Source organism: Ruminococcus flavefaciens ATCC 19208 (assembly GCF_000518765.1).
Taxonomy (GTDB): domain Bacteria; phylum Bacillota; class Clostridia; order Oscillospirales; family Ruminococcaceae; genus Ruminococcus; species Ruminococcus flavefaciens.
Genome location: NZ_KI912489.1, coordinates 550,408 through 562,588, shown reverse-complemented (window position 1 = coordinate 562,588; position 12,181 = coordinate 550,408). Strand labels below are relative to the sequence as shown.

The following is a 12,181-nucleotide window of genomic DNA, read 5'->3' as shown; positions in this document are numbered from 1 at the left end:
CTTGGGATTAGTCTTTTTCTTTAAGAACAACTGTGATATGTGATGTTCTCTTTAAAATTCTATATGCTCTGCCCTGTGCTCTTGGCATGATTCTCTTCATTATAGGACCGGGTGTTACGAAGCACTCGGAAACCACGAGATTATCCTTATCCATGCTGAAGTTGTTTTCAGCGTTTGCCTGAGCGGACTTTACAAGCTTTGCAACGATAGGACTTGCAGCCTTAGGAGTAAGATCTAAAGTAGCTAAAGCGAGATCAACAGGCTTGTTTCTGATAAGATCCAGAACAATCTGCACCTTTCTTGGTGATATACGAGCATTTCTTAAATAAGCTCTTGCTTCCATCTCTGAGCTCCTCCTTCCGCTTATTTCTTACCGTTGTTAGATGTCTTTGAGCCTGCGTGGCCCTTGTAAGTTCTTGTAGGAGCAAACTCACCGAGCTTGTGACCTACCATATCCTCTGTAACGTATACCGGAACGTGCTTGCGACCGTCGTGTACAGCGAATGTATGACCTACGAAATCAGGGAATATTGTTGAAGAACGGCTCCATGTCTTGAGAACCTTCTTTTCACCTGCTTCGTTCATTGCAACGACCCTCTTCAGGAGAACTTCCTGGACATAAGGACCCTTCTTGATACTTCTGCTCATTTAATAGTTCCTCCTTTCAGATTATTTGCCGTTGCGGCGCTTTACGATGAACTTATCAGTTCTGTGATGCTTCTTACGTGTCTTATAGCCGAGTGCTGGCTTACCCCATGGGGTTACAGGGCCCGGACGTCCGACAGGTGATTTACCTTCACCACCACCGTGCGGGTGATCGCATGGGTTCATGACAGAACCACGTACAGTAGGTCTCCAGCCCATATTGCGGACTCTACCAGCCTTACCGTAGTTAACGTTCTCGTGATCAATGTTTGAAACCTGACCGATAGCAGCCTTGCAGTCGATCGGAACTTTTCTCATTTCGCCTGAAGGAAGTCTGACAAGTGCATACTTGTCTTCTTTACCCATGAGCTGTGCCTGGTTACCTGCACTTCTTACGAGCTGTGCGCCCTTACCGGGGTAAAGCTCGATAGCGTGGATAAATGTACCAACAGGGATATCAGCGAGCTTGAGTGCGTTACCCGGCTTGATATCAGCCTCAGCACCTGACTCTACCTTGTCGCCTACCTTTAAGCCGTTAGGAGCAAGGATATATCTCTTCTCGCCGTCCTCGTACTCAACGAGTGCGATGAATGCGCTTCTGTTTGGATCGTATTCAAGAGTCTTAACAACTGCGATTACATCGTCCTTGTCTCTCTTGAAATCTATTACACGGTACTTTCTTCTGTTACCGCCGCCTCTGTGGCGAACTGTTATACGGCCGTAGCTGTTTCTTCCCGACTTCTTCTTCATTGGTTCGAGAAGGCTCTTCTCCGGCTCAACCTTTGACAGAACCGAGTAGTCAGTTACAGTCATCTGACGTCTCGAAGGTGTCGTAGGCTTATAAGTCTTTATAGCCATTTTAACTTTTCTCCTTTAATGCATTTTTTGCGGGAGCATTACTCCCATAACTCTCTTACTTATTTAATAGTGGGATCAAACCATACCCTCGAAGAATTCGATTGCCTTTGAACCCTCTGTAAGAGTGATGATAGCCTTCTTCCAATCAGGAGTCTTGCCAAAGAATCTTCCGACTCTCTTAGCGCGACCGTTGCAGTTGATTGTATTTACCTTAGCAACCTTAACGTCGAAGAGCTCTTCAACAGCCTTCTTGATCTCGGACTTGTTAGCGTCCTTAGCTACCTTAAAGGTGTACTTTCCTGTCTGAAGATCATCCATTGACTTCTCAGTGATTACAGGCTTAAGAATGATATCCTGAGCTGTTTTCATTATGCGTACACCTCCTCGATCTTTCCTACTGCATTCTTAACAACGATGAACTTGTCATAGTTGAGAATGTCATAAACATTAAGTGTATTTACAGCAGCAGTCTTAACACCGGGGATGTTAGCTGCGCTCTTGATAACCTTTGCATCAGCCTCTGCTGTTACGATGAGAGCCTTGCCCTCAACGCCGAGAGCCTTGAGCATTTCAACAACTGTCTTTGTCTTGTAGCTGTCAAGTGTGAGAGCATCAAGAACGATCATGTTGTTGTCGATAACCTTAGTAGAAAGCGCAGACTTCATAGCGAGTCTCTTTACCTTCTTGTTAAGCTCGTATCTGTAATCTCTTGGCTTAGGTCCAAGTGCGATTCCGCCATGTACCCACTGAGGAGCACGAGTTGAACCCTGTCTTGCGTGACCTGTACCCTTCTGTCTCCAAGGCTTTCTTCCGCCGCCGCTTACTTCTGTTCTTGTAAGTGTTGACTGTGTGCCCTGTCTCTGGTTTGCGAGGTAATTAACAACTGCAGCGTGCATAACACCTTCGTTGGGAGTGATTCCGAATACTGAATCATTAAGCTCTGTCTCGGAAACCTGCTTACCTGTCATATCAAAAACTGAAATTGTAGACATTTACGCTTCCTCCTTCCTTAAGCCTTTACGCTGTCAACGATATAAACGATACCGCCCTTAGGTCCGGGAACCGCACCCTTGATAGCGATAAGATTGTTTTCAACGTCTATTTTAACGATCTCGAGATTCTGAACTGTTACCTGCTCAGCACCCATGTGACCTGCCATACCCTTGCCCTTGTAGATTCTTGAAGGAGATGAACAAGCACCCATTGATCCAGCCTGTCTGTGTACAGGGCCTGTACCGTGAGTTTCCTTGAGTCTGTGCTGGTTGTGTCTCTTGATAGCACCAGCGAATCCCTTACCTTTGCTTGTGCCGACAACGTCGATTGCGTCGCCTACAGCAAATGTATCAGCCTTGATGATGTCGCCTACGTTAAGTGAATCGCAGTCTGCAAGTCTGAACTCCTTGAGTGTCTTCTTGCAAGCAACGTCTGCCTTATCGAAGTGACCCTTCATTGGCTTGTTAACTCTCTGTACCTTTACGTCGCCATAGCCCAGCTGAAGAGCTGCATAGCCGTCGTTCTCTACAGTTTTCTTCTGTACAACGACACATGGGCCGGCTTCAATTACTGTTACAGGAACAACTTTTCCTGCTTCGTCGAAGATCTGAGTCATACCGATCTTCTTGCCGATAATGCCTTTCTGCATTTTCTTTTCCTCCTGTTAGGTTATTGGTTGATGATTTACACATCAACTTGACCGACGGATCACCGTCATTCCGCTTCCCGAGCGGTAGTTTCAAGCGTGATAGCGGTTAATTACTTAACCTCCATTACTACGTCTACGCCTGCGGGGATCTCAAGCTTATCAAGAGCAGCAGTTGTCTTTTCTGTAGGACGGATAACGTCTACGAGTCTCTTGTGAGTTCTCATCTCGAACTGCTCACGGCTGTCCTTGTACTTGTGTACAGCACGAAGGATAGTAACAACTTCCTTATCTGTAGGGAGCGGGATAGGTCCTGAAACTCTTGCACCGCTTCTCTTAGCTGCCTCAACGATCTTAGCTGCTGCAATATCAACTGTAGCATGATCGTAACCCTTGATCTTGAATCTGATTTTTTCGTTGACTGCCATTATTTTCGCCTCCTTGAAATTGATTACGGGGACGCAGATATGAGATATTCACACGTTTCCGTGTGTTTCATGCCTTATCTGACAAAAAAGCTCGAAAAACCATTGTTTTCCGAGCAGTCTTAGCAATATTTGAGCACAAAAAGAGCATAATTCACGCATACGCAAGCTGCGTGAAGAATAACCACAAACTGTGTTCGATATCCCAATCGCCCGGTTTAAAATCGGACATACTCCACGGAAATTACCTGTCATACCGACAGCAACCTTCCGCTTCAACGCATATCTTCTGCAGTCAGTGCGCACATCAGCGCACTCAACGTAATCAATTATATCATATATAAGGGGAGAAATCAAGGATTTACAGGAATTGCATTTGTAAATTTTTAATGAACAATAATCTTATTTTAACTATTATTTATTCTTTGAAAATACAACAGTTCCCGAAAGCAGAAGTGCCATCGGGAACCGGTAAAATTATTCTTCTCTTGCAGCCTTTTCCGCCTTTATGGCTTCGATTCCCTGCTTAACAAGAAATGCTGCACCGTCATACAGTTTGTGTATAATGATAGCGCACACAAGCGAGCACAGGAACACCTTTGGTACTATCTCATACCAATGTGCAAGACGCTCGCCGACTTCCAGATACTTCTCGCAGAAGCCCTGATGACGAACGCTTGTATCGTTCATCTGCCAGCCGCCGTAGAACATATTGTCAAATATGTAAGAAATCATATAAAGGGAAAGTGTAACGCCGGAGATCTGTCTGAGAACAAATTTCACGCCCTTGTTTGTAGTCGTGATGTCAAAGAGCAGCAGGAATACACAGGTTGCCATTACATATACGGGATATGTACCATAGTCGTTGAAATGCCATGAAACAAAGTGGTGATCGTTTACCTCGTCAGCAAGAGACTGCTTGTAGGTGCTGTATGTAATGAACCATGTTGCAAGACAAAGCACGGCAAAGATTATAGTCTTATTGCGTATGCATCTCTTAGGCGGACAATCACGTACAAATGCGCCTGTGAAGTAATATGCAAGAGGCCATGCACCGCTGAGATAATCAGGAAGTGCTCTGACCTGATCATTCTGCTCAAATCCGAGATAGAAACTTCTTGCAACTATAGTCAGCATAGTAACTGTAAAAACAAGTGCAAATTTCTGCTTATTGGTCTTGCAGCCGTTGAATGCAAGATTAAGGAACGGGATACAGAGGAAGATAGCAATGTAATAATTGATATACCAGCCGTACTGAGCATTGGTATACGTATCTATATATCCCTTAAGCAGCTTCCAACTGTCAAATTCTTCATGGAAGTGATGTTCCTTGAATTTGATACAAAGTATACTTATAAAGATATAGATAACGATTATCTTTATAAGTCCCGTATAGTATTTCGCGCTGAATGTCTTGTTCTTCATCAGATATCCCGTTGCTATCATAAACAGCGGAACACATATATAAGCCAGCCAGCGGAAGGCTATAGGTCCAAGCGCTGAGGAATTTGTAAGGGGTTCATAATAGAAACCGTTATACAGGAAGAAGTGTACGCTTACTACAAGGAATACCGCAAGTATCTTCACTATATCTATTCCCGCAAAATACGGTTTTACCGGAGCTGCTGCCACTGCCGCAGCCGTATCCGTGCCGTTTTCTGTCTTTTTCGTTTTCTCCTTGCCGCTGATCTTGTCACCGGCAGCTTTGCTTACCTTCTCCGCCGATTTCTCTTTTTCGGTGGTTTCAGTACTTTTTTTACTGCCCATTTTGTCGGACCTCCTTAGTTATTCTGAATAATGCAAAAATAAACTCACTGTTACATTATATCCTATAATACATATTATGTCAATCAAAAATTACGTCTGCACACTTATTAGACGTACAACTCTGCGAAAACTCTCAGCTTCCGAAAATATATTTCAGCACGGTCAGTACAGTATCACCGACCTTTTTCGAGTCAACTACTTCGAGTGCCTTGTCGGGACGGTTCGTGATGATATTGTCCACGCCCAGAGCCATCATCTGCTGAACATCTTTCTGTCGGTCGACCGTCCAGACAAATATGCGCTTTCCGTTATGATGAGCGGAATTGACAACACTCTGATTCACAAAGAGGTAATTCATGCTGACTGCATCTATATAAGGCAGACGGGAGTATGATGTAGCCGTGGAAAGATTAGCTATAAAGCCCGTCTTTATCTTTGAATTGAGCTGCTTGACCTTCTTGAGAGCAGGATAAGAAAACGAAGTGATATAGCAGGAATTGACTATGCCATACTCCTCTATCAGCCTGACTACGTGTTCTGCCGTCTTTTTAGGATCGCCGGAGCGTTTTATCTCTATATTCAGCATTATATCGTCGCTTACAAGGTCAAGCACTTCTGTAAGGAGCGGTATCTTCACATCATCGAATTCGCCGTCCTTGCTGAACCATGAGCCTGCCGAGAACTGCTGAAGCTGTTCATAGGTATAGTTCTTCAGCATTCCCTTTCCGTCGGTAGTACGGTCTATACGGTCATCATGGAATACTACGAGCTGATCGTCTGCCGTAAGCTGCACATCGAGCTCGATATAGTCTGCTCCGCAGTCAACAGCTGCCTGAAATGCAGGAATGGTATTTTCGGGAGCAATACGCGAAAAGCCTCTGTGCGCACTTACCTGTGTACGGTTAAGGACTCCCACATTAACGTTTACGTTGCCCTGATACAGAGCCTTGAAGTAGGAAAGGTTCATCACAATGGCTGCTGAAATAAGTACGACAACGATGATTATACTGTGCCTGAGGCGCATTTTGTACTCTCTCTTATTAGGGAGATCAAAATTCTCACCTGCATTGTCGCTCATAAATTTATGAGTGAGCCAGCACATTACCATAGGTGCAGAGACAAATGCTGATATGGCTGTAAATACGTTCCACGCATAGCGCAGTATCCTCAGCGAAGTTCCGAAAGCGGCATTTGCCTTCAGTCCCTTGACAGCGTATACGATAATGAAGCTTATTCCGAATGTGGCTATAGCGATGAGCGCTACAACAGCAAGGCTGAAACCAAGCAGCATCAATATCATCTTGAAACGCTGACCTTTCATCTTAGCCCTGCTCTTTTTCAGGCATTCATTGAATGAAGAACCTGTAAGCACAAGATAGTGTATGCTGTAGCAGCCGCTTATGATAAACATTATGAACAGCAGCTGTATCAGTATATAAGCCACCACAGCCCCGATACCGCTGACAGAGGAGAATATCCTTTTCAGCACAGGCATGAGAGGCGCCATGAACATACCTGACGACAGTGAGAACTGTGCCAGCGGCATTACAGCCATATATCCGAGGAACGAGAGTATCCCCGCTCCCTTGAAAGCCTTTACGAAGGACTTGATACCCGTGCGGAACATTCCGCCCGTAAAGATACGCTGTTTTTTCTCAAAGCAGGAGAAACACGCCGCCAGTGCGGACAGCTCCACAAAAGAGAAAAAGGCATAAAAGAAAAGCATGACGATTATAACGGTTATCGTCGCAGGATGCTTTAAGTAAATAAGTAAGTTTTCGTCATTAAGGTAGTTTATTCCCGAAAGCTTCATCGTTAGCTTGAGAAGGAGCGTAAGCACAGGCGTTCCTATGCCAAGCAGCATGAGCTTGAATATAAGTTCAAATACAAGAAAATGAGGAACAGCTCTCAGAAAAACACCCGCAGGTCTGAATATTTTTTTCATAGGTTTGCTCCGAACAAATAATATACTTCAATTATACGCTGTTTTTCGCCCGATGTCAATAAAAAAATCCGTCTTTCATGACCTTATTTTCACATAAAAGGTCACGAAAGGCGGATATCATTCAGCCAACTATGCCCGAGCGCTCAATACCCTCGGTGAAGTGCTTTTGCAGAAACACGTACATAAGCAGTACGGGAGCTATTGAAAGCAGGCAGCCTGCTTCCTTCCATACTATCTGTTCACGGAGACTTATCTGCACCGATGGATCGTTGAACAGCTTCATTTTCAGCTGGCTGTCCAGATTCGTAAGCATAAGCGCAACTGTTTTCGGAGCGGTAAAGAATGTGTTGCTCACATAATAGTCGTTCCAGTACCATACAACAGAGAACAGGAACACAGTAAGGAACGCAGGTATGGCATTGGGAGCCATTACTCTCACGAAGGTCATAAAAGGTCCGCAGCCGTCTATATAAGCTGCATCCTCAAGCTCACGGGGAAGCCCCTTAAAGAACTGTCTGAAAATGAGTATCATAAGTCCTGCGCGTATGCCGTTTGCAGTCATGGCAGGCAGATACATGGTCAGTCTGCTGTCAATGAGATTTACCGAAAACAGCCCCTTAATGCCGAAGTATCTGAACTGGGTATACAGCGGCAGGGATATTACCTGAGTCGGCACAAGTATCATCATTATAACAACACCGAAAAGGAGCTTCTTGCCCCTGAACTTAAATCTTGCAAAGCCGTAGCCTGTAACGGCACATGAGACCACCTGCACCAGTGAGCAGCCTATATTCAGCAGCAAGGTGTTTTTCAGCGTGTCCCAGTAGTCCATTACATCTATAGTTTCTCTGATGATATCGAGAGTGTAATGCCTCGGTATCCACATTACCGTTGGGTCGCTCATGTCTCCCCTCTCTCTGAAAGCGCAGCTTATCATATAAATAAGGGGATACAGTATAACAAAGCTGAGTCCAACAAGGATAACGAATCTGAAAAGAGGCCAAATCCTGTCCTTTACAGCCTTGCGTCTGAGGTAGGCTCTCTCCGCCGCCGACATATTCTCCATACGGAGCTTACGCTTTTTTCCGCGGCTGAGGCTTTTTTCAGGCTCTTCATTTCTGACAGCGGCAGTAACATCGTCCATTTATATCCCTCCTCAGTCGTTTTCGTAATATATCATATGTCTCACCATACCTGCAATAACAGATATAACCGCAAGAACTATGATAAAGTATATCCACGCCATTGCCGAAGCCGCACCGAATTCCCACTGATTCTTCATTGAAACGATACGGTTCATAACGCTGTTCATAGGGTTGGTGAAGGAATCTATTATTGTAAAGATAAGATTTGCGAGTATGAACGGGCTTACATAGGGAAAGGTTATCTTCCAGAAATACTCCCATGCAGTAGCTCCCTCAAGCTGTGCAGCCTCTCTTGCAGATGAAGGGATATTCTGCAAAGCCGCAAGAAAGAGCAGTATCTGTATGCCTGAGCTCCAGACGATACCGAAGATATTATCCGCAACAGCCGAGATGATATTGCTCATTCTGTCGCTGATGCCGTATATGCCGAGAAACTGCATAAGCTCCCCTACAAGATCTACCGAGAACATTGTCGAGAACTGCTGTGCACCCGAATTGCCTGTAGAATCCATATCTCCGCTGATTATTTTGAAAACAGGACCTGTAGCGATTATTACAGGCAGAAAGAAAACCGCTCTTGCAAGTGTCCTGCCCTTGAATTTCTGATTCAGTATCACTGCGATAAACAGTGAAAAAATAAGTATCAGCGGCGTTTTCCATAATGTCTCGATGAGAGTATCGCCAAGATATTCCGTATAATAAGGATCCTCGGCAAGAACGCTGAAATAGTTCCCCAGACCTGTAAATCTTGTTTTCAGCGAGCCCGGGTCTACCGTAACATCACTGAATGAGTACCACAGGGATTTTCCAAGAGGGATAAGGAAGAATATAACAGTTCCCACCAGCCACAGACTTATGAATCCATAGCCGTACAGCGACTTTTTTCGCTCATATGACATTCTGCGGTGCTTTTTATCCGCAGAAACTTCTGCTTTCACGCTCATCAGTAACTGTCCCCCCCTTCCTCTGAAAGCTCTATATGCATGGCTCCGCAGTCGATAGTGCGATTTTTCATATCCACCTTTATGACTGTGCCGTTTTCGTATTTACTTGTTATTATATCTCCGTCAACGCTGTAATCCTCGATGAAGCTGTCCGATACCTTTCTCAGCACAGGCTCTATAAGGCTGTAATACTTTGCGGCAGTATCCGTCCAGTATCTGTGATCTGCGTAATAAAGCCAGTCATACTCGGTATCTTTAAGGAGACTTGCCTCCTCGTATATCATATCAAAACTGAGATCACTTCCCGCAGCAACCGCCCTGAGCATGAGCTTTTCGGGATCAGGGTCGCCGTTCACGGCTTTTGTGGAATAGGGTATAAGTCCGTGGAGCACCAGCTGATAGAAGGGTATATCCTCATCGAACATATCAAATCTGCTCGAGCTGTCGGGAACATCGGTTATACAGCTGACATAGGGCAGCGCATAAGCATTTGCACCGTCTGCAAGTATGCCGCCGCTGAGTTTATCGTCTATCTTTTTATAGCTGTCCGTAAGCATTTTTTCGGCTTTGGCGCGTGAGATGTTCTTCTTGCCGTAGTCACCGTAAAGCGAAGTCGTGAGACTTGCAAGAGATACTCCGTCAAGGTCAGCCTTTGAGTAGCTTTCAGCCATATCGCCGAAAACCTTGCTGAAATAGCCGGGTGAAAGCAATGACATATTCTTCCTGAAGCCGTCAGGTATGCCGTAAGCCCTGTCGTAGCTGACTATCTGGGAATACGCTCCCGAGACCCTCACAGCTGTATCCGTAAAGGAGTAATATCCGTTGCCCGAGAGAAAATCCCTGTTGTCAGAGACAGGATAAAGAGTGTATCCGTTTTTGTCTATAAGGTCGGTGAGCTTTTTGAAATCGCTTTTGCCGCCCAGCTTTCCCGACGGGTCTGCATCAGTGTCCACCTTGTTCTTCATGCCGTCATTGGTCCAGTTGCTGTAGGATATGACCATATCCTCAACGCCATCGCCGCTGAGCTTGCCGATAATATCAGCTGACTGAGCATAATCGGTTACGGAGGTCTTCATATCAACGGGTATACCGAGGATATTCTTCTTTTTCATAGTACCGCCGTACAGTCCCAGATACAGGGCAGAGCTGTCGGCAGTACACTTCTTTGTGACTCCCTGCTCCTCCATGAGGTACTGTCTGTAGCGAGCGGCTACATCAGTATAGTCCGCACCTTTCTTCGAGATAGGATAGTACAGCATCTCTATATCGTCCGACTTTATGGTCCCCTTTTCAAAGACGGTATATCGCTCATTGCTGCTGCCCGACATATAGAAGCTGTCCATTGCGCGGAGAATAAAGGTAAATCTGCATATATTATAGCTGCTGTTGGACTGCTTTGACACATTTGCGGTGATATAGGCATTTGAGTCGCCTTTAGCCGCAACTGCAAGCAGTGCGTTATCCTCCTTGACTATGCCGTAAACGGGCAGGTATATCTGCTCGGTAACAGCTCCTTTAGTCTGAGGTACGGCAGTAACATCGTTACCGTAGACTCTCTGTTGATATATATTTGTCTGGGTAGAGCGGTTGTTGTTGAACCTTACCAGCGCGCCGCTTCCGTCAGGAATAACAAAATAGCCCTCCTCCTTATCGGAAGCTGCTCCGAAACAGCCAAGCACAGTCATTTCCGTAGCGATATTGGCGCTTTTGCTCTCCTCTATTTCAGATACCTTGACGCTTGCCTTTAAATGGTCGTCCTCAAGAGTATACTCCACAGGGAACTTAAAGCCTGCCTTTTCGTAGTTATAGACCACACGTATGCCGTCTTTGATATCGCTGACCTCAAACTTGCAGTCGCTCTCGCTGCCAGACCTGAGCATATTATTTCCAGAGCGGCTCAGGGGGACACCGTACCTCAGCATATTCGACGACCTGAGTTCATCTGCAAGAAGAGATGTGGCAGTCTTGTCCTGTGCAGCTTCAAGAGGCGACGACCACCATATATAGCCTGTTTCCTTATTTTCAATACCGAATATGGCACTTCTGTCGTCAACTATCATTCGGAATTTGTCATTTTCCGCACCGTATCTGAAAACGCCGAGAAAATGGCTGCCGTCAGCAGTTAGCCACGCAAATTCCCCGCTTTCAGCTTTATAGACCTTTTTGCCGTCCTCTTTCACGCTGTATGATAGGGTGATATCAGGCTTTTTCAGGTCTTTTTGCAGAAGCTCCAGCGTTTTCCCGTCAGTTGAAAGGAATGCGTATCTGCTGTCAAGGGAAGAGATTATTTTTCTGACTCTTACGACCTTTGCAGCATCTTCATCGGTGATAACGAAAAATCTGCCTGCGTCGCTTACCCACAGCTTTCCCTCATCGCATTTGCTGCCGCTTTTGAACGAAGCTGCTGCCTTGCCTGATTGTGTGTCAATTGCAACAAGCTCCCCAAGCTTTTTAAGCTCGTCTATCTTATCCGCAATGAGCTGCTGTTCGTCTGTGTAGTCCTTTTTGCTTTTGGGCTTTCCGCCGACTGCCTCCCACAGCTTATCATCGAAGTCCTTATCCTTGCGGTATATGTCATAGCCGTCGGAAGAACCTATCTTTTCCAGATACTTCTCGGCGTCCTCTGCGGACAGCTCTGCTTTCTCCACTGTTTCCGAACGTTTAGCCTTTTCCGCCTCGACGCTGTCCGTCTCGGCGGTCTCCGCAGACAGTTCCATATTGTCATCAGCGGCAAATGTCCTGCCTGATATAGTTACAGAGGATACAGCAAGAAGGCACAGCAAAAGCTTTCTTATATTGCCCATAATGCCGCC

12 protein-coding genes are annotated in these 12,181 nt (G+C 45.5%); all 12 read right to left on the bottom strand.

The genetic code is table 11. The features are described from left to right. Window positions 1-7: 7 nt before the first annotated feature. Complete coding sequence (rplV, locus tag L870_RS0109335; protein WP_028517928.1) at window positions 8-343, bottom strand: 50S ribosomal protein L22; 336 nt, start codon at window positions 341-343, stop codon at window positions 8-10. A 20-nt stretch (window positions 344-363) separates the two neighbouring features. Next, entirely contained in the window at window positions 364-648 is a 285-nt protein-coding gene (gene rpsS, locus L870_RS0109330; RefSeq protein ID WP_009984992.1) for a 30S ribosomal protein S19, read from the bottom strand. 21 nt (window positions 649-669) lie between these two features. Continuing rightward, window positions 670-1,503 carry a 50S ribosomal protein L2 gene (gene rplB / locus L870_RS0109325; RefSeq protein ID WP_028517927.1) on the bottom strand — a complete coding sequence of 278 codons (834 nt, stop codon included), beginning with the start codon at window positions 1,501-1,503 and terminating at the stop codon, window positions 670-672. A 75-nt stretch (window positions 1,504-1,578) separates the two neighbouring features. Further along, the gene (rplW, locus tag L870_RS0109320; RefSeq protein WP_028517926.1) at window positions 1,579-1,872 is read right to left on the bottom strand and encodes a 50S ribosomal protein L23; all 294 of its coding nucleotides are present in this window, start codon (window positions 1,870-1,872) and stop codon (window positions 1,579-1,581) included. Further along, the gene (rplD, locus tag L870_RS0109315) at window positions 1,872-2,495 is read right to left on the bottom strand and encodes a 50S ribosomal protein L4 (protein WP_028517925.1); all 624 of its coding nucleotides are present in this window, start codon (window positions 2,493-2,495) and stop codon (window positions 1,872-1,874) included. Before rplD ends, rplW begins: the two co-directional genes overlap by 1 nt. A gap of 17 nt (window positions 2,496-2,512) precedes the next feature. Next, the gene (rplC, locus tag L870_RS0109310) at window positions 2,513-3,145 is read right to left on the bottom strand and encodes a 50S ribosomal protein L3 (RefSeq protein ID WP_028517924.1); all 633 of its coding nucleotides are present in this window, start codon (window positions 3,143-3,145) and stop codon (window positions 2,513-2,515) included. A 110-nt stretch (window positions 3,146-3,255) separates the two neighbouring features. Then, window positions 3,256-3,570 (bottom strand): 30S ribosomal protein S10, encoded by a 315-nt coding sequence (rpsJ, locus tag L870_RS0109305; protein ID WP_019680098.1) that lies wholly within the window; start codon window positions 3,568-3,570, stop codon window positions 3,256-3,258. Between the two features lie 474 nt (window positions 3,571-4,044). Beyond that, the gene (locus L870_RS0109300; protein WP_028517923.1) at window positions 4,045-5,334 is read right to left on the bottom strand and encodes an acyltransferase; all 1,290 of its coding nucleotides are present in this window, start codon (window positions 5,332-5,334) and stop codon (window positions 4,045-4,047) included. Between the two features lie 133 nt (window positions 5,335-5,467). Continuing rightward, window positions 5,468-7,279 carry a glycerophosphodiester phosphodiesterase family protein gene (locus tag L870_RS0109295; protein ID WP_028517922.1) on the bottom strand — a complete coding sequence of 604 codons (1,812 nt, stop codon included), beginning with the start codon at window positions 7,277-7,279 and terminating at the stop codon, window positions 5,468-5,470. Between the two features lie 121 nt (window positions 7,280-7,400). Next, on the bottom strand, window positions 7,401-8,423 hold the full coding sequence (locus L870_RS0109290) for a carbohydrate ABC transporter permease (protein WP_028517921.1): 1,023 nt from the start codon (window positions 8,421-8,423) through the stop codon (window positions 7,401-7,403). A gap of 12 nt (window positions 8,424-8,435) precedes the next feature. Then, window positions 8,436-9,368, bottom strand: a complete 933-nt coding sequence (locus tag L870_RS0109285) for a carbohydrate ABC transporter permease (RefSeq protein ID WP_037271696.1) — start codon at window positions 9,366-9,368, stop codon at window positions 8,436-8,438. Then, window positions 9,368-12,172, bottom strand: coding sequence for a DUF5696 domain-containing protein (locus L870_RS0109280; RefSeq protein ID WP_028517919.1), 2,805 nt, complete (start codon window positions 12,170-12,172; stop codon window positions 9,368-9,370). Before L870_RS0109280 ends, L870_RS0109285 begins: the two co-directional genes overlap by 1 nt. Between the last annotated feature and the right edge of the window lie 9 nt (window positions 12,173-12,181).

Coding starts and splice junctions, on each gene's coding strand:
- L870_RS0109290 (WP_028517921.1), bottom strand. CDS start 8,423: ATGGACGATGTTACTGCCGCTGTCAGAAATGAAGAGCCTGAAAAAAGC.
- rplB (WP_028517927.1), bottom strand. CDS start 1,503: ATGGCTATAAAGACTTATAAGCCTACGACACCTTCGAGACGTCAGATG.
- rplD (WP_028517925.1), bottom strand. CDS start 2,495: ATGTCTACAATTTCAGTTTTTGATATGACAGGTAAGCAGGTTTCCGAG.
- L870_RS0109285 (WP_037271696.1), bottom strand. CDS start 9,368: ATGAGCGTGAAAGCAGAAGTTTCTGCGGATAAAAAGCACCGCAGAATG.
- rplW (WP_028517926.1), bottom strand. CDS start 1,872: ATGAAAACAGCTCAGGATATCATTCTTAAGCCTGTAATCACTGAGAAG.
- rplC (WP_028517924.1), bottom strand. CDS start 3,145: ATGCAGAAAGGCATTATCGGCAAGAAGATCGGTATGACTCAGATCTTC.
- rpsJ (WP_019680098.1), bottom strand. CDS start 3,570: ATGGCAGTCAACGAAAAAATCAGATTCAAGATCAAGGGTTACGATCAT.
- L870_RS0109280 (WP_028517919.1), bottom strand. CDS start 12,172: ATGGGCAATATAAGAAAGCTTTTGCTGTGCCTTCTTGCTGTATCCTCT.
- rpsS (WP_009984992.1), bottom strand. CDS start 648: ATGAGCAGAAGTATCAAGAAGGGTCCTTATGTCCAGGAAGTTCTCCTG.
- L870_RS0109295 (WP_028517922.1), bottom strand. CDS start 7,279: ATGAAAAAAATATTCAGACCTGCGGGTGTTTTTCTGAGAGCTGTTCCT.
- rplV (WP_028517928.1), bottom strand. CDS start 343: ATGGAAGCAAGAGCTTATTTAAGAAATGCTCGTATATCACCAAGAAAG.
- L870_RS0109300 (WP_028517923.1), bottom strand. CDS start 5,334: ATGGGCAGTAAAAAAAGTACTGAAACCACCGAAAAAGAGAAATCGGCG.